At 75.6% G+C, this 15,650-nt stretch carries 20 protein-coding genes; 10 read left to right on the top strand and 10 right to left on the bottom strand.

From position 1 onward, the window contains the following. Window positions 1–40: 40 nt before the first annotated feature. A complete protein-coding gene (locus KPL57_RS35830) occupies window positions 41–400 on the bottom strand; it encodes a DUF1330 domain-containing protein (RefSeq protein ID WP_226354982.1) in 360 nt (119 codons plus the stop codon). A gap of 63 nt (window positions 401–463) precedes the next feature. Here KPL57_RS35830 and KPL57_RS35835 point away from each other — a divergent pair, with 63 nt between their 5' ends. The 4 genes from KPL57_RS35835 (at window position 464) to KPL57_RS35850 (ending at window position 3,185) form a co-directional block, all read left to right on the top strand. Further along, window positions 464–757: a Dabb family protein gene (locus tag KPL57_RS35835; protein ID WP_226354983.1), complete on the top strand. Its 294-nt coding sequence runs from the start codon at window positions 464–466 to the stop codon at window positions 755–757. 55 nt (window positions 758–812) lie between these two features. Further along, window positions 813–1,445, top strand: a complete 633-nt coding sequence (locus KPL57_RS35840; RefSeq protein WP_226354984.1) for a DedA family protein — start codon at window positions 813–815, stop codon at window positions 1,443–1,445. 166 nt (window positions 1,446–1,611) lie between these two features. Next, window positions 1,612–2,472, top strand: coding sequence for an ATP-binding cassette domain-containing protein (locus KPL57_RS35845; RefSeq protein WP_226354985.1), 861 nt, complete (start codon window positions 1,612–1,614; stop codon window positions 2,470–2,472). Beyond that, on the top strand, window positions 2,469–3,185 hold the full coding sequence (locus KPL57_RS35850; RefSeq protein ID WP_226354986.1) for a hypothetical protein: 717 nt from the start codon (window positions 2,469–2,471) through the stop codon (window positions 3,183–3,185). The genes KPL57_RS35845 and KPL57_RS35850 overlap by 4 nt, the downstream gene beginning before the upstream one ends. Before the next feature lie 48 nt (window positions 3,186–3,233). Here the strand turns inward: KPL57_RS35850 and KPL57_RS35855 are convergent, their stop codons facing one another. From KPL57_RS35855 to KPL57_RS35875, 5 genes are all read right to left on the bottom strand, one after another. After that, the gene (locus KPL57_RS35855; protein ID WP_226354987.1) at window positions 3,234–3,920 is read right to left on the bottom strand and encodes a TetR/AcrR family transcriptional regulator; all 687 of its coding nucleotides are present in this window, start codon (window positions 3,918–3,920) and stop codon (window positions 3,234–3,236) included. A 100-nt stretch (window positions 3,921–4,020) separates the two neighbouring features. After that, on the bottom strand, window positions 4,021–4,755 hold the full coding sequence (locus KPL57_RS35860) for a helix-turn-helix transcriptional regulator (protein WP_226354988.1): 735 nt from the start codon (window positions 4,753–4,755) through the stop codon (window positions 4,021–4,023). Continuing rightward, entirely contained in the window at window positions 4,752–5,699 is a 948-nt protein-coding gene (locus tag KPL57_RS35865) for a DMT family transporter (RefSeq protein WP_226354989.1), read from the bottom strand. Before KPL57_RS35865 ends, KPL57_RS35860 begins: the two co-directional genes overlap by 4 nt. Window positions 5,700–5,742: 43 nt before the next feature. Beyond that, window positions 5,743–6,246 carry an SRPBCC family protein gene (locus KPL57_RS35870; protein ID WP_226354990.1) on the bottom strand — a complete coding sequence of 168 codons (504 nt, stop codon included), beginning with the start codon at window positions 6,244–6,246 and terminating at the stop codon, window positions 5,743–5,745. Then, on the bottom strand, window positions 6,243–6,569 hold the full coding sequence (locus KPL57_RS35875; RefSeq protein WP_226354991.1) for a helix-turn-helix transcriptional regulator: 327 nt from the start codon (window positions 6,567–6,569) through the stop codon (window positions 6,243–6,245). The genes KPL57_RS35870 and KPL57_RS35875 overlap by 4 nt, the downstream gene beginning before the upstream one ends. A 122-nt stretch (window positions 6,570–6,691) precedes the next feature. Between KPL57_RS35875 and KPL57_RS35880 the strand changes: the two genes are divergently transcribed. The 3 genes from KPL57_RS35880 to KPL57_RS35890 are packed head-to-tail and all read left to right on the top strand — an operon-like array spanning window position 6,692 to window position 8,693. Continuing rightward, window positions 6,692–7,051, top strand: a complete 360-nt coding sequence (locus KPL57_RS35880) for a GntR family transcriptional regulator (protein WP_226356630.1) — start codon at window positions 6,692–6,694, stop codon at window positions 7,049–7,051. Continuing rightward, entirely contained in the window at window positions 7,048–7,953 is a 906-nt protein-coding gene (locus KPL57_RS35885) for an ABC transporter ATP-binding protein (protein WP_226354992.1), read from the top strand. The genes KPL57_RS35880 and KPL57_RS35885 overlap by 4 nt, the downstream gene beginning before the upstream one ends. Next, the gene (locus tag KPL57_RS35890) at window positions 7,950–8,693 is read left to right on the top strand and encodes a hypothetical protein (protein WP_226354993.1); all 744 of its coding nucleotides are present in this window, start codon (window positions 7,950–7,952) and stop codon (window positions 8,691–8,693) included. Before KPL57_RS35885 ends, KPL57_RS35890 begins: the two co-directional genes overlap by 4 nt. A gap of 50 nt (window positions 8,694–8,743) precedes the next feature. Here the strand turns inward: KPL57_RS35890 and KPL57_RS35895 are convergent, their stop codons facing one another. Beyond that, entirely contained in the window at window positions 8,744–9,301 is a 558-nt protein-coding gene (locus KPL57_RS35895; protein ID WP_226354994.1) for a hypothetical protein, read from the bottom strand. Then, a complete protein-coding gene (locus KPL57_RS35900; RefSeq protein ID WP_226354995.1) occupies window positions 9,298–10,311 on the bottom strand; it encodes an NAD(P)-dependent alcohol dehydrogenase in 1,014 nt (337 codons plus the stop codon). Before KPL57_RS35900 ends, KPL57_RS35895 begins: the two co-directional genes overlap by 4 nt. A gap of 193 nt (window positions 10,312–10,504) precedes the next feature. On the opposite strand from KPL57_RS35900, the gene KPL57_RS35905 reads away from it, so the two are divergent. Further along, complete coding sequence (locus KPL57_RS35905) at window positions 10,505–10,945, top strand: VOC family protein (protein WP_062399945.1); 441 nt, start codon at window positions 10,505–10,507, stop codon at window positions 10,943–10,945. Here KPL57_RS35905 and KPL57_RS35910 read toward each other — a convergent pair. Then, entirely contained in the window at window positions 10,942–12,390 is a 1,449-nt protein-coding gene (locus KPL57_RS35910; protein ID WP_226354996.1) for an MFS transporter, read from the bottom strand. The genes KPL57_RS35905 and KPL57_RS35910 overlap by 4 nt on opposite strands. Before the next feature lie 93 nt (window positions 12,391–12,483). Here KPL57_RS35910 and KPL57_RS35915 point away from each other — a divergent pair, with 93 nt between their 5' ends. After that, on the top strand, window positions 12,484–13,089 hold the full coding sequence (locus tag KPL57_RS35915; protein WP_226354997.1) for a TetR/AcrR family transcriptional regulator: 606 nt from the start codon (window positions 12,484–12,486) through the stop codon (window positions 13,087–13,089). On the opposite strand, the gene KPL57_RS35920 is transcribed toward KPL57_RS35915, so the two are convergent. Continuing rightward, window positions 13,086–14,273: a class I SAM-dependent methyltransferase gene (locus tag KPL57_RS35920; RefSeq protein ID WP_226354998.1), complete on the bottom strand. Its 1,188-nt coding sequence runs from the start codon at window positions 14,271–14,273 to the stop codon at window positions 13,086–13,088. The genes KPL57_RS35915 and KPL57_RS35920 overlap by 4 nt on opposite strands. A gap of 38 nt (window positions 14,274–14,311) precedes the next feature. Between KPL57_RS35920 and KPL57_RS35925 the strand changes: the two genes are divergently transcribed. Next, window positions 14,312–15,628 carry an MFS transporter gene (locus tag KPL57_RS35925; RefSeq protein ID WP_308253069.1) on the top strand — a complete coding sequence of 439 codons (1,317 nt, stop codon included), beginning with the start codon at window positions 14,312–14,314 and terminating at the stop codon, window positions 15,626–15,628. Window positions 15,629–15,650 lie beyond the last annotated feature (22 nt).

Consider the following 15,650-nt stretch of genomic DNA (forward strand, 5'->3'; position numbering starts at 1 on the left):
CGGCCCCTGGCCGGCGGGGGTCCGTGCGTTCCGGCTCCGTTCAGCGGGGCACGGTGGGCTGCAGCGTCGCCTCGACCAGCGCCTCGGTCCGGATGTGGGTCCCCTCCTGGTAGCCGGGGTCGCGGACCATCTCGGAGAACGCCCGGCGGCTCGGGTAGGACACCAGGAGCACCGCGTCCCACTCCTGGCCCGGCTCGGCGACGACCGGCGCCAGCCCGCGCCCGAAGTAGACGACCTCGGCGCCGAACCGGGCGGCGGTGGCCCGGAAGTGGGTGACGTAGTCGTCGTAGCGCGCCTCGCCGCCCTCGGCGAAGCGCAGCAGGTTCAGCATCGTGATCGGCTGGTCGGGGTCCTCGGCGAGGAAGGCCTTCATGTCCGCGCCGGTCGGGTTCACTGCCATCGGCCGAGTCTAGGGTCGGTCGGCGGGGGAGAGCCCCGGACGACGACGGAAGGAGCCCGGGACATGATCCGCAACGTGGTGGTCGGCCGGCTGAAGGACGACGTGGCCCCGGCCGATATCGAGAAGGGGCTGCAGGCGCTGCGCGACCTGCGGATCGAGGGCCTCGACCTCGACCTGAAGGCCGGCCTGGACCTGGGGCTGCGCGAGGGCAACGCGCACTTCGTGCTCACCCTCGACCTGCCCGACGAGGAGTCCTACCGCGTCTACGACGCCGACGACGAGCACAACCGGATCCGCCGCGAGCTGTTCGCCCCGCTCTGCTCGTCGATCGAGCGGATCCAGTTCCGCCTGCCCTGACCGGGGAGGAACCGGACCAACAGGACGGACGCGCCCATCAGGCACCATGGTGTGCGTGACGCAGTGGGTGTTCGACATCGTGGACCGGCTCGGCGCCGCCGGCATCGGGTTGCTGATCTTCCTGGAGAACGTGATCCCGCCGATCCCGTCGGAGGTGATCCTCCCGCTGGGTGGCTTCCGCGCCTCGACCGGCGCGATGAGCCCGGTCGGCGTCTGGGCGGCGGCCACGATGGGTGCCGTCGCCGGTGCACTGGTGCTCTACGCACTGGGGCACTGGCTCGGCTACGAGCGGGTGCACCGGCTCTGCGGCCGCCGCTGGTTCGTCGTCTCCAGCCAGAAGGACCTGGAGAAGGGGCTCGCGCTGTTCGAGCGCTGGGGGAACTGGTTCGTCCTCGGCGGGCGCTGCATCCCGATCGTGCGCAGCCTCATCTCGATCCCGGCCGGGATCGCCCGGATGCCGCTGCTGCGGTTCACCGCGCTGTCCGCGCTCGGCAGCGGCGTGTGGAACGCGCTGTTCGTCTACCTCGGGTTCGTGCTCGGCGAGCGCTGGGAGGTCATCGAGGTCTACATGTCGCCGATCAGCAAGGTCGTCGCCGTGCTCGGCGCGGCGGTGATCGTGTGGCTGGTCGTGCGGAAGCTCCGCCAGCGCCGCCACCGCGACGCCGGGGTGTCGACCGGGACCGGCTGAACGCGCCGAGCCGACGCCCGGCTGCGCCGGGCGGGTGATCACGACAGCCCTGCGTACCGGTCCCGCCACGGGCCGTACCGCCGTGCCACCGCCGGGCCGTGGGCCCGCGCCGCTGTGCGAACCTGATCGTCACGCACGGGCGGCGACGAGCGGTGGAGGTGGTCGGGTGCGCCTGGTCGGGATCCACCACACCCACCCGTCGGGAGCGGTCGCCCTGCGCGGTGCCGACCTCGACGTCGACCCGGCCGTGCCGACCGTCGTGCGGGGAGGCAACGGCGCGGGCAAGTCCACGCTGCTGCGGATCGCCGCCGGTGCGCTCGCCCCGACCGCGGGCGAGGTCGAGGACGTCCCCGAGGTCGTCGGCTACCTGCCCGACCGGTTCCCGGCCGCCCGCAAGCTGACCCCGCGACGCTGGCTCGACCACATCGCCCGGGTGCGCGGCGTCGACATCGACGACGCCGCCGACCGCGCCGAGGTGCTGCTGACCGAGCTCGGGTACGACGGCGACGACGACGAGCCGATGGCCGACCTGTCCACCGGCAACGCCCGCAAGGTCGGGCTGGTGCAGGCGCTGGCCTGCGAGCCCGGTGTGCTCGTGCTCGACGAACCCTGGAACGGTCTCGACGACGACGCCGCGGACGCCCTGACCCGGCTGCTCACCGCCCGCGCCGCCCCGACCCTGCTGACCGACCACACCGGTACCGCGGCCGGTCTGCCCTGCGCCCGTCTGCACCGGCTGCGCGAGGGCCGGATCGCGACCGCCTCCGACCCGGACTCCGTGCCGTTGCCGACCGCTCCGCCGCCCGGGGCGATGATGCGCCTGGACATGGCCTGTGCGGGAGACCCCCGCCCGCTGCTGGAACGGGTGCTGCCACCGGCCCGCGTCGAGGGCGCGGCGCCGGGCCGGTTCACCGTGCGGGTCCCCGCCCCCGAGAGCGACGCCTGGCTGGCGGCCGCGCTCGCCGCGGGCTGCGCGGTCCGCTCGGTGCGGCCGGTCCGCCCGGCTCCCTGGGAGGGCGGCCGGTGAGGCGGCGGGTGCGCTCGGCGTTCGCCGTGGCGATGCTGCTGGGCGAGGACGTCGGCCGCACCGAACGCTTCGTCGCGCCGCTGGTGCTCTACGCCGGCGCCCTCGCCGTGCTGTTCGGCGGCGCGCCCGGCCCGCTGCCCGCGCCGTGGGCGGCCAGCGCGCTGCTGCTCTACCCGGTCGGGGCCTGGCTGGCGCACGCGCTGGCCGAGTCCGAGGACGACGACGCCCGCACCGTCACCCTGTCCGCCGCGGGCGGCCCGTGGCCGGTCGCGGCCGGCGTGCTGATCGCCGCGACGGCGGGCGTGGCGCTGCTCGGGCTGCTCGCCGTGGTGTGGGGCGTGGTCGCGGCCTGGGGCACGGCGACGACCGGGAGCCTGCTCGACGGGCTGCTCGCCCACCTGGCCTGCGGGATCACCGGCGCCGCGGTGGGGTCGGTGTTCTCCCGGCCGGTGGTCCGCAACGAGGGTGTCGCGCTGATCGGTGCGCTGGTCGTGCTCGTGGTGACCGGGACGCAGTCGTGGCTGCCGCCGGTCGGGACCGCGGCCGCGGCCCTGGGGAGCGGGCGGCTCGGGGTGGGCCCGTTCGGCGACCTGGTCGTCGCGCTGCTGGTGGCGCTGGCGGCGACGGCGCTGGTGGTCAGGGTCGAGCAGGGCGGCGGGCTGCGCGAGCTGGGCGCGCGCCTCGGCCGGCTCGCCGGCCGCCTGCGCCGCTGACCCGTCCCGCTCCGGCCGTCCCGCCCCGGCCGGCCCCGTTCACGGGGGTCAGCGGACCAGGCCCGCGACCCGGCCGAGGCGCTCGACGGTGCCGGCGAACAGGGCGTCGCGGGCGTCGACGGCGTTGTCGAACTGGCCGAACAGCTCGAAGGAGAGGTGTCCGAACAGGCCGGTCCACGCGGTGAGGGCGGCGAGCACGGCCCCGTCGGACAGGTCCGGGAGGTCCAGCGCGGCGCGGACGCGGGCGGCGTCGGCGGCGAGCGCGGGGTCCGGGTCGGGCGCCTCGGGGAGGGTGCCCGCGGCGTGCGCGGCGCCCAGGGCGCGGGCGAGCGGCTCCAGGACGCGTGCCGCGGCCGGGACGGTGTCGGTCGGCGCGCGGTAGCCGGGCACGGGGGAGCCGTAGATCAACGCGTACTCGTGCGGACGGGCCAGCGCCCAGCCGCGCACGGCGTGCGCGACGGCCCGCCAGTGCTCCGCCGGGTCGGTGCCGGGATCGGCCGCGGCGAGGGCGTCGGCGAGCCCGTCGTAGCTCTGCACGATCAGGGCGGTGAGCAGGTCGTCGCGGGTGGGGAAGTAGCGGTGCAGCGCCGAGGACACCATCCCGATCTCGCGGGACACCGCACGCATGGACAGCGCGGCCGCGCCGGTCTCGGCCAGCTGCCGCCGGGCCGCCGCGGTGATCTCGGCGACGAGCTCGGCGCGGGCCCGCTCACGGGCGGTGCGGGAGGCGTTCACACGGCCACGGTAGAGCATCGGTCTGTTCCCCGAGCGCTGAGCTGATCGAAGAGCGGTGATCTCGTTCGGTGGCCGTCGCCCCGGTGGGTCTCCGCTGCCGTCAGTCCGGCAGCGCCACCCCGACCAGCGCCGGGAGCGCGGTGCGACCCGACGCCGTGAGGCGCACGGACCGCCGGTCGCGGCCGCGCTCGACCCAGCCGCGGTCGAACAGGGCCCGGTACAGCACCGCGCCCGCCGTCCCCGCGAGGTGGTGGCGGCGTTCGGTCCAGTCCAGGCACGCCCGCACCACCGGGCGGCCGCGGCGGGTGAGCGCATCCGGTCCGGCGATCCCGGCGAACCACAGCCGCCCGGCGGGTGTGAGGGCGAGGCCGTCGCCGGTCGCGAGCAGGTCGTCGGCGACGAGCCCGTCGAAGAGCGCGACACCCAGGGTGCCCGCAAGGTGGTCGTAGCAGGTCCGGGCGGTGGCGAGCCTGGCCGCGGCGCGCGAGGCCCGCAGCGTCGGGGCCGCCGGGGCGGGCGCGGTGCCCGCGGCGAGCGTCTCGATCGTGCGTGCGACGTCCGGTCCGCCGAGTCGCAGATAGCGGTGCCGGCCCTGCCGTTCGGCGACGAGCAGGCCCGCGTCGACCAGTCGGTCCAGATGGGCCGACGCCGTCGACGGGGCGACGCCGGCGTGCCGGGCCAGCTCGCCCGCGGTCCAGGCGCGACCGTCGATCAGCGCGAGGCAGAACGCGGCCCGGGTCCGGTCCGCGAGCAGCGCGGCCCGGGCGGCGAGGGCGGCCGGGTCGATCGGGCCCCCGGAACCGCGGACGCCGCCCGTGCCGGGACCGCCGGTCACCGAGTGCCCCGGTCCCCGCCGGACCCCGGCACCCCGCCCGCCGCGACCCGGCTCTCCCGCACCGGTCGCCCCCGGTGGCGGGACAGCGCCACCCCTGTCAGCGCGAGCACCCCGCCGAGCAGCGCCAGCGGCGTCGGCAGCTCCCCGAGCACCGGCCACGCCATGAGGACCACCAGCGTCGGGACGAGGTAGGTGGTGACGCCGAGCCGCCCCGCGTCGGTCCGCGACAGGGCGTACGCCCAGGTCCCGAACGCGAGCGCTGTCGGCACCAGCCCGAGGTAGACCATCCCGGCGACCTCCGGTCCGGACGCCGTGCCGAGGGCGTCGGCCAGGTCCCCGGCCCACGGCAGGGTGGCGATCGCGCCGACCACGCAGGAGACCTGGGTGACCTGCACCGCGGGCAGGCGCCGGAGCACGGGCTTCTGGGTGAGTACCCCGATCGTCCAGGTCGCGGCGGCCAGGAGGCACAGCAGCGCGCCCACGGGACCCCCGGCGCCGGCCGGACCGGCGCCCGATGTGGCGAACCCGATCAGCACCGCGCCGGCGAACCCGATCCCGGCGCCCGCGAGCAGCGGGCGCGGGAAGCCCTCCCGCAGCACGACGCCGGCGGACAGCGCGATGAGGATCGGTCCGACGTTCACCAGCATCGCCGCGGTCCCGGCGTCGAGACGTTCCTCCGCCGCGTTGAGCGCGACGTTGTACACCGCGAACCAGCTCACCCCGCACACCACCATCAGCAGCCACTCCCGCGCGGTCGGCCGGACCCAGGACCGCGACGCCAGCACCGCGAGCGTGAGCGCCGCCCCGCCGACCACCAGTCGTCCGAGCGCGAGCGCGCCGGCGCCGAACGCGGGGCCGACCGCCCGGATCGCCACGAACGCCGACGCCCACGCCAGCACGGTCACCCCGGCCGCCGCGGCGACCCGCATCCCTGTTCCCGTCACGGGAGGCGACGCTAGGCGCCCGACGTTTCGGTGTGCACCGAATTCAGCTGCGGTAGTACGGCGACGTCGCCGCGAGGGTCGCCTCCCAGTCCGGCATCGGCGCCCCGGCCAGAACCGCGGCGAGCCGGTCGAGGTACCAGTGCCAGCCCGGGCCGGCGTCGGCCGGGGAGAACCCGTCGGGCAGTACCTGCTCGAACACGAGCACGGTGCCCCCGCCCTCCGGGGTGAGCGTCACCGACAGCTCCCACGGCTCGCCGTCGCCCTCCCGGATGTCGACGACCAGCCGGTGCGGGGGATCGCAGTCCCGGACGAGCACGGTGGACGGGGCGCCGCCGCCGTCCTCGTCGCTGGTCAGGACGAGCTCGACGGTGCCGCCGGGTCGCCCGTCGCCGCTCCACCGCCCGAACCACCGCGCGCAGCGGTCCGGGTCGGTGACTGCCGACCAGACGTCGGCGACGGGTTCGTCGTGGACGCGGCGGAACCGCAGCACGGCACGCCCGTCGGTGCCGCGGACCACCTCCCCGGCACGGCCTCCGGTATCGGTCACGGGTTCCTCCGCGATCCACGGGCCAGTTCGGTGTCGAGCGCGTCGAACCGTTGCGCCCAGAAGCCGCGCAGCCCGGCCAGCCACTGCTCGGCCGCAGCAGGCCCGGACGGGTCGACCGCGTAGAGCCGCCGGGTCCCCTCCGCGCGGACGGTGGCGAACCCGTTGTCCCGCAGCACACGCAGGTGCCGGGAGACGGCCGGCTGCGAGATCCCGAACTCGGTGCGGACGACCTCGGTCACCCGCCCTGCCGTCCGCTCGCCGCCGGCGAGGAGCTCCAGGATGCGCCGCCGGACGGGGTCGCCCAGCACGTCGAACGCTTCCACAACTCCGAGCTTATATAACTTGGAACGGAAATAGTAGGCCCCTGGACGGATCGGTTCGTCGCCGCTATGGTTCATTACATGAGTAATGAACCACTGCACTACGGCACCGGGAGGTCGCCGTGATCGACGACGGACGCCCGCTGTTCGCGCAGATCGCGGAGGACATCGCGTCCGCCGTGGTGGACGGGACCTATCCGGAGGAGACCCCGGTGCCGTCCAGCAACGAGCTCGCCGCCTTCCACCGGATCAACCCGGCCACCGCGGCGAAGGGTCTCAACCAGCTGGTCGCGCAGGGCGTGCTCTACAAGAGACGGGGGATCGGCATGTTCGTCGCCGAGGGGGCACGGTCCCGGCTGCTGGAGAGCCGTCGCGAGGACTTCGCCCGGCAGTACATCGCTCCGCTGGTCACCGAGGCCCGCAAGCTCGGCATCGACCCCGAGCAGCTCAAGAAGATGATCGACGTCTGGGGGGACGACCGATGAGCACCGACGTGATCGCCATGCACGGCGTCACGAAGCGCTACGGCGACGTGACCGCGCTCGACGACGTGACGTTCGCGCTGGAGGAGAACCGCATCCACGGGCTGCTCGGCCGCAACGGCGCCGGCAAGACCACCGCGATGCAGATCCTCACCGCACAGAACTTCGCGACCTCCGGGCGCGCCGAGATCTTCGGCGAGCAGCCCTACGAGAACGCCCGGGTGCTCGCCCGTACCTGCTTCATCCGCGAGTCGCTGAAGTACCCGGACGAGTACCGGGTCCACCACGCGCTCCGGGCCGCCGCGAGCGTGTACCCGCAGTGGGACCAGGCCTTCGCCGACCGGCTCGTCGGGGAGTTCGGGCTGCCGCTCACCCGGATCTGCAAGAAGCTCTCCCGCGGCCAGCAGTCCGCGGTCGGGGTGATCATCGGACTGGCCTCGCGGGCCCCGCTGACCTTCTTCGACGAGCCCTACCTGGGCCTCGACGCCGTCGCCCGGCAGATGTTCTACGACCACCTGCTCGCCGACTTCGCCGAGCACCCGCGCACCGTCGTGCTCTCGACGCACCTGATCGACGAGGTCTCCGACCTGATCGAGCACGTCGTCCTGATCGACCGGGGTCGGGTGCTCATCGACGAGGAGGCCGAGGCACTGCGCGGCCGGGCCGTCACCGTCTCCGGGCCCGCCGAGTCGGTCGAGCGGTTCGCCCGCGGCCACACCGAGCTGCACCGGGAGCGCCTCGGCGGCTTCCTGCGCGTCACCCTCTCCGGGGTCGCGCCGACCCGCACCGGCCCCACCGAGCCGAACCTGCAGTTCGAGCCGGTCTCGCTGCAGCAGCTCGTCGTCCGTACGACCCAGCACAGCGCGGCGCCGGGCGCCGGCGTCGCCGAGGAGGTCCTGTCATGACCGCCGTCACCGCCGACCGCAGCCCGGTCGATGCCGCGCCCGCCCGGGTGCGCGCCGCGATCCGGATGGGCACGGTCAACTGGGGCCGCCGGTTCGGGATGGCCTGGCTGATCCTCGGGGTCGTCTTCGTGCTGCACCAGACCGTGTGGTGGGTGGTGCGCAGCAACGGCGGCGACGAGCCGACCGGCTACACCGGCGCGCTGACCTCGTTCTTCTTCATCCTGGCCAGCACCTACCTCGCGCTGATGACCCAGGTGATGCCGTTCGCGCTGAGCCTGGGCATCACGCGACGGCACTTCTACCTCGGCACCGTCCTGCTGGTGGCCGCCGAGACCCTGGTCAGCGCGATCGGGCTCAGCGTGCTGCTGGCCGTCGAGCGGGCCACCGACGGCTGGGGCCTGCGGGTCGAGTTCTTCGAGATGGGCTTCATGGGCCAGTCGAACCCGGTCGCCCAGGTGCTGGCGTACTGGGTGCCGCTGCTGACGCTCTCGCTGGTGTTCGTGCTCTTCGGCGCGGTGTTCCGGCGCTGGGGACAGCTCGGGATCTGGGCCGCTGTCCTGGTGCCCGTGCTGGTGGTCGCGGCCGGGGTGATGCTCCTGACCTGGCAGGACGCCTGGGGGGCGTTCGGCCGGTTCTTCGTCGAGACGCCGACGCTGGCGCTGCTCGCCGGCTATCCGCTGATCCTCGCCGCGGTCGCGGCGGGGGCCGGGTACCTGGTGCTGCGCCGCGCGACTCCCTGACGGAGGACCCGGCGGGGCCCGGCACCCTCGTGGGGGGTGGTGCCGGGCCCTCAGTCGTTCAGCACGAGATCGGCCCGTTCCGGTGCGCCACCGGAGCGGGCCAGCTCCTGTTCGGCGCGCCGCCAGCCGTCGCGGTACGGGGCGTAGCCCGGCCAGTCCGCCCGTCGGTGCAGCCGCCGCTCCCGCTCGTCCGCCGACGCCTCCACCCAGATCGCCAGCGAGGTCACCGGCGCCAGTGCGGCCGCGCCGCTCCCGCACCCCTCCAGTACGACGACGGTCGCCGGCGCCAGCGTGCGTTCCGGTCCCGGCCGGTCGTGCACCCAGTCCCACGACGTCCAGCGCAGCGTCGTACCGGCCGCCAGCGGGTCACCGATCCCGCGCCGGGCCAGCGCCGGGACCCGGGGCAGCCCGTCCCAGCCGGGGCACAGGTCCTCGATCTCGAGCAGCGGGGCCCCGAGCCGGTCGGCGAGCTCACGGGCCCGGGTGGACTTCCCGGCCCCGGAGAACCCGTCCACGGTGACCAGGCGGTTCCCGGCGGGCCCGGCGGGGGCGGCGTGCACGAGCCGGGCGACCGTGTCGGTCCAGTCCCGGTCCGCGACCGTCCTCACGGCCGGACGACCACCTTGACCTGCGACGCGTCGGGGGACAGGGCGTCGCCGACGTGGTCGAGGTCGACGTGCCCGGTCACCAGCCGGTCCAGGTCCACCGCGCCCGACGCGGCCAGGCGCACCGCCGTGGGCCAGGTGTTGGCGTAGCGGAAGGTGCCGGTCAGGGTGATCTCGCGCGACTGCAGCATCGACACCGGCAGCGTCATCTCGTCGGCACCCATCCCGACGAGCACCGCGGCGCCGCCCGGCCGGACCGCGGGCAGCCCGCCCAGCACCGCGGCCGGCACCCCGGAGCAGTCGACGAAGGCGTCCACACGGGACACGTCGGCGCCCGGTGCGACGACGTCGGTCGCGCCGAACTCGCGGGCCAGTGCGGCGCGCGCCGGGTCCGGGTCGCTGACGACGACCTCGGCGGCGCCCTGCACCGCCGCCACCTGCGCGACGAGCAGCCCGATCGGCCCCGCCCCGGCGACGAGCACCCGCGACCCGACCCCGGTGCCCGCCCTGTGGTTCGCCCACAGCGCGACCGACAGCGGTTCGAGCAGCGCGGCGGCGTCGTCGGAGACGTGCTCGGGGACGGGGTGGGCGAAGTCGTCGGCGATCGTCACGTACTCGGCGAACGCGCCGTCGACCGGCGGGGTCGCGAAGAACACCATGTCCGGGCACAGGTTGTAGGCGCCGGTGTGGCAGTACCGGCAGCGGCGGCAGGGCACGCCCGGCTCCAGCGAGACGCGCTCGCCGATCCGCCCCGCGTCGACGCCCTCCCCGACGCCGACGATCCGCCCGGACGGCTCGTGCCCGAGCACCATCGGCTCGCGCAGCACGAAGTCGCCGATCCGGCCGTGCCGGAAGTAGTGCACGTCGGAGCCGCAGGTGCCGACCGCCGCCACCCGCACCAGCACCTCCCGGGGGCCGGGCCGGGGGACCGGTCGCTGCTGCACCTCCAGCTCACCGGCGGCACGCAGCACGCTGCACCGCATCGACTCCGGCACTTCGGCGATCGTCGTCACGGGCACGACGGTGGCACGCGCGGCCGGGCCGGGCAACGCGGTGCGCCGACCGCGCCGGACGTACCGGTGCGCGCACGGTCGATCATTCCGGCGGACGTCGTCCGCCCCCGGGAGGTCCGCCGGTGGTGTACTGCTCCGCGACGAGAGGGAGGACCGGCCGCCCCGCGGGCGGCCGGCGACGAGAAGGACGCCCATGGGCTCGGCCATCGAACGACCGGCGGTCACCGGCTTCCACCACGTGTCGGCGGCCGTGACCGACGTGGAGTCCAGTGCGCTCTGGTACCAGCGTGTCCTCGGGCTGCAACGGCTGCCGATGACCTTCCCGCACCACGACGCCGCCGACGGCTCGTCGGAGAAGGCGGCGCTGCTCCTCGACGTCGTGACCGGGGTGATGATCGAGCTGCACGCCCCGGCCGACGGCGACGGCGGCGGGCCCCGCGGCGCGCTCGACCACCTGGCGTTCGGCGTCGCCGACCGCGCGACCCTCGACGCCTGGGCCGCCTGGCTGGACAGCCTCACGGTGCCGCACGGCGGCGTCGTCGACCGGACCGACCCGACCGGCTACGCGACGCTGGAGTTCCGCGACCCGGACGGCATCGCGCTGGAGTTCATCCACTTCCCCGGCCGCGGTTAGGCGACCGGTGCCGGGGCCACGGCGGCCCGGCGGGCGCGGAGCACGCCCCAGCCGACCAGGGCGGCCGCGAGCACGGTGAGCGCCGCCCCGGCGACGACGGTCCCGGTCCGGAACTGCCCGGTCTGCTCCGGGCTCCAGCCCGCGGCGGCGAGCGGCCCGGTGAACAGCGCGGCCAGCGCGGTCCCGGCGACGGCGACCCCGATCCCGGAGGTGATCTCGGAGGCGGTGTCGACCAGCGCGACGCCGATCGTGGTGCGTTCCTCGGGGAGGCCCCGCAGCACGTTGGTGGCGGCGACGACGCCGACCACCCGCAGCCCGGCCGCGGTGAGGGCGAGCGCGGCGGCGATCCCGGGGTAGCCGAGGGTGCCGAGACCGGTGTAGACGGCCAGCCCGGCGACGATCGCGACCGCGCCCACCCACGAGGCCCGGGTGAACCCGAACCGCCGCACGAACGGGGTGACCAGCGCGCCGCCCGCGAGCAGGACGACCACCTGCGGCAGCATCCCGAGCGAGGCCGCCGCGGGGCTCCACCCCAGGTCGAGCTGCAGCTGCAGGGTCACCAGGTAGCCGAGCCCGGCGATCGCCAGGCCGGCCGCGGCCTTGAAGGCCAGCCCGCTCGACACCAGCGGATGGGCGACGAGCGCCAGGTCGAGCAGCGGGTGGCGGGCGGTGCGCTCGCGCAGCACGAACAGCACCGCGGCGAGGACGGCGACGACGCCCGCGGCCCACGGCAGCGCCGAGCCGGAGCCGTGCTCGACGAACAGGGTGGGGGTGAGCAGCGCGGACACGATCGTCGTCGTGCCCAGGGCGGCGCCGGCGAGGTCGAGCGGCACCCGGTGCAGCGACGCCGGGTCGTCGGCGGCGATGCCGCGCCCGATCCCGACGATCGCCAGCAGCGCGATCGGCACGTTGACCAGCAGCAGCACCTGCCACGGGGCGACCGCCAGGACGAGCCCGCCGACCGTCGGGCCGATCGCGAGGCCGACGATCCCGACGGTCGAGATGAGGTTGATCGCGCGGACGCGCAGGTCGTCGTCGCGGAACAGGCGGAAGGCCAGCGCCATCGAGCCGGGGGTGGTCATCGCGGCGGCGACGCCCGTCGCCACCCGGACGGCGATCAGCTCGCCCGCGGTGGTGACGAACGCGGTCGCGAGGCTCGACGTGGCGAGCAGGACCAGGCCGACGAGCATGACGCGACGCCGGCCGACCCGGTCCGAGAGCGCGCCGAGGGCGAGCATCAGCCCGCCGAAGACCACGGAGTAGGCGCCGGTGACCCACTGCAGGTCGGTGGCCGAGGCGTGCAGGTCGCGCCCGATCGTCGGCAGCGCGACGTTCAGGACGGAGTTGTCCAGCATCTCGAACAGGAAGACGGCGGACAGGCCGGTCAGGGCGGGCCAGGCCGCCCGGAGCGACCCGGGGGACGCGGTGGACGTGGGCTCGTGCACGGTGGGTTCCTCCCTCCGATGGTGGTGGGTCGGCGTGGCCCACGACGAGTAAGTTAACTGACTAAATTTAGTCGGTCAAGAGAGGTGGTCGGGATGCCCAGGACGGGACCGCGCGGCGGGCCGCGGACACGTGCGCGGATCGCGGAGGTCGCGGGCCGGTTGTTCCACGAGCGCGGGTTCGACGCGGTGACCGTCGCCGAGGTCGCGCGGGAGGCCGGGGTCTCGAGCGTGACCGTCTACAACCACTTCCCGCGCAAGGAGGACCTGTTCCTCGACCGCACCGACGAGGCGGCCGAGCTGCTGCGCGCGGCGGTCCGCGACCGGCCCGGGGGCGACGACGTGCCGGCCGGCCTGCGGCGCGCCGTCGACGACCTGGTCGAGGCCGGGCACCCGCTGGCGGGCACCGACCCGCGCTCGCTGCCCTTCTACCGGGCGGTCGCGACGTCGCCGTCGCTGCTGGCCCGGGCGCGCGAGATCGGCACCGAGCTGGAGGGTGTCCTCGCCGCCGAGATCGCCGCGGACGGGACGTTCGACGGCGACGGCGACCTGCTCGCCGCGCTGTTCGTCGGCGGCTACGCGGCGGTCCTCGCCGGGACCGCGCGACGGCTGCTGGCCGGCGAGGAGCGCGACGTCGTGCTGGCCGACCACCGGGCCCGGTTCGGCACGCTGGCCGAGGTGCTCCGGCGGGGCTTCGCCTAGCGGGGGTCCACGCAGACCAGGCCCCACGGCCGGTCGTCGACCCGGGTCATCACCACGGTGGCGTGCCGCGACCCGCGGCCGCGCAGCTTCCGGGCGATCGCCTCGACGTCACCGGCCAGGCCGCGGCGCCGCACGTCCACCGCGCCGACGTCGAGGTCGCGCAGCAGCCGGGGCAGCCGCTTCTGGTCCCACGGGCGGGAGTCGAGCACCCGCAGCGGTCGCGCGAACGGCGTGGCCGGGGGCTCGTCGTCGCCGGTCAGGAAGGCGATCCGCGGGTCGATCCGGGCGGTGCCGGTGGCCCGGGCCAGCGCGGAGACCAGCCCGGCCCGGGTGACGGCCGGGTTCGGGTCGAGCAGCCAGGCGCCCGGTTCGCCGACCGCGATCCCGGTGTCCCCGTCCGGCGGGTCCGGCTCGCCGTGCAGGTCGTGCACACCGTCGTCGTCGACGACGGTGGCGCGCGTGCGGGCGCCGGCCAGCGCGGGGGACCAGGCGCAGGCCTCCTTCAGCTCGCGCCCGAGCGCGAGGAACTCGATCTCCCAGTCCGGCGGGACGGTGTCGTGGTCGATCCCCGGTGCCGCCTTGATCCCGACCGCGCCGACCCGCCGCTCCAGCTCCAGGCACCAGTCCAGCGGCGGCTCGGACTCGCCGGTCCGCATCCGGCCGCCGCCGGTGCGCCGGGCCGGGTCGACGAACACGCCGTCGGCGCCGGACAGGTCGGCGTCGCGCACGTCGCACCGCACCGTCCGGGCCGAGCCGCCGTGCACGGCCGCGTTGCGGTCGGCCATCCACAGGTGCACCGGATCCAGGTCGACGCCGGTGACGTCGTGGCCCGCCGCGACCAGGGAGACCAGGTCGCCGCCGATGCCGCAGCACAGGTCGACGACCGCGCGCCCGGCGAAGCGGGCGGCGCGGTGCCGCGCGATCACCTCCGACGACGCCTGCTCCAGCCCGTCGCGCGTGAACCACATCCGCGCGGCCCGTGCGAACTTCCGGGCGGCCCGGTCCCGCAGCCCGGCCTGGGCCATGGCGTCGGCGACCAGCCCGGCGTCGTGCTCGCGGCGCAGCGCGGTCCCCAGCCGGAGCGCGGCGTCACCGTCCCGGTCGGCGACGGCGAGCCGGTCCAGCAGCGCCGTCCCCTCCGGCCCGGCGAGCCGCTCCAGCCGGGCGATCGGATCGTCGTCCACGACGACAGTGTCCACGGCGCCGTCCCCGGCAGCGTCGTGTGCCCGCACCGGCGTCGGCCGCCGGGACCGGCGGGCGTACGGTCGTCGGCCGGGACATCGGAGCGGAGGAGCACGTGGTCGAGCACGACGGCCGCGACCCCGCCGTACCCGGCGCACCGGTGCCCGAGCCCCCCACGGTGCGGGGTGCGACGGCGCTGCCCCGCGAGATCGGCGTTCTGGTCGGGTCGGCGTTCGCGATCGCCATCGGGTTCGGGCTGGTCGCGCCGGTGCTGCCGGCGTTCGCGCGCTCGTTCGACGTCGGGGTGACCGCGGCCGCCGCGGTGATCAGCGTGTTCGCCTTCTCCCGGCTGGTGTTCGCCCCGCTGTCCGGCACGGTCGTCGGCCGGTTCGGCGAGCTGCGGGTGTTCGTGGCCGGACTCGCCGTCGTCGCCGTGACGACGGCCGGTCTGGCCTTCGCGACGGCGTACTGGCAGCTGATCGCGCTGCGCCTGGTCGCGGGCGTCGGGTCGACGATGTTCACGATCTCGGCGGTGTCGCTGCTCGTGCGGCTGTCCCCGCCACACCTGCGGGGCCGCGCGACGAGCCTGTGGGCGACCGGGTTCCTGCTCGGCAACATCGCCGGGCCGCTGCTCGGCGGCACCCTCGCCGCGATCGACGTCCGCGCCCCGTTCCTGATCTACGCGGCGCTGCTGGTGCTGGTGATCGTCGTGGGCGGGCCGCTGCTGCGCCGGCCGGAGGGCCCGGTCGACGAGGCGCCCCCGCCGCGCACCAGGTTCCGCGACGCGCTGCGCCACCGTGCCTACCGGGCGTCGCTGGTGGGGAACTTCGCGAACGGCTGGGCGGTGTTCGGCGTCCGCATCGCGCTGGTCCCGCTGGTGGTGGTCGAGGCGTTGGGGCGCGAGGACGCGTTCGGTGGCATCGCGCTGTCGGTGTTCGCGGCCGGGAACGCGGCGACCCTGCTGCTGGCCGGACGTCTCGCCGACCGCTCCGGTCGCAGGCCCCCGCTGATCGCCGGCCTCGCGGTGTCGGGTGCGTCGACGGCCGTCCTCGGCTGGGTGCTCGACCCCTGGGCGTTCCTGGCGCTCTCGCTCGTCGCGGGGCTCGGCAGCGGACTGGTGAACCCGCCGCTCAACGCGGCCGTCGCCGACGTCATCGGGGAGCGCGCCCGCGGCGGCTCGGTGCTGGCGGGCTTCCAGATGGCGGCCGACCTCGGGGCGATCGCCGGCCCGCTGGTGGCCGGCGCGCTCGCCGAGGTCTGGGGGTACGGGCCGGCGTTCGCGGTGACCGGGGTGCTGTCGCTGGTCGCGGCGCTGGTCTGGTGGCGGGCGCCGGAGACCCTCCCGTCCCGGTCCTGACCTGGGGCGTTGCGCGCCGGGG

The organism is Pseudonocardia sp. ICBG601 (genome assembly GCF_020496245.1).

Bases quoted from the DNA above. Each gene is read 5' to 3' on its own strand.
- KPL57_RS35830 (WP_226354982.1), bottom strand. From the start codon at position 400: ATGGCAGTGAACCCGACCGGCGCGGACATGAAGGCCTTCCTCGCCGAG.
- KPL57_RS35835 (WP_226354983.1), top strand. From the start codon at position 464: ATGATCCGCAACGTGGTGGTCGGCCGGCTGAAGGACGACGTGGCCCCG.
- KPL57_RS35885 (WP_226354992.1), top strand. From the start codon at position 7,048: ATGAGCACCGACGTGATCGCCATGCACGGCGTCACGAAGCGCTACGGC.
- KPL57_RS35890 (WP_226354993.1), top strand. From the start codon at position 7,950: ATGACCGCCGTCACCGCCGACCGCAGCCCGGTCGATGCCGCGCCCGCC.
- KPL57_RS35905 (WP_062399945.1), top strand. From the start codon at position 10,505: ATGGGCTCGGCCATCGAACGACCGGCGGTCACCGGCTTCCACCACGTG.
- KPL57_RS35915 (WP_226354997.1), top strand. From the start codon at position 12,484: ATGCCCAGGACGGGACCGCGCGGCGGGCCGCGGACACGTGCGCGGATC.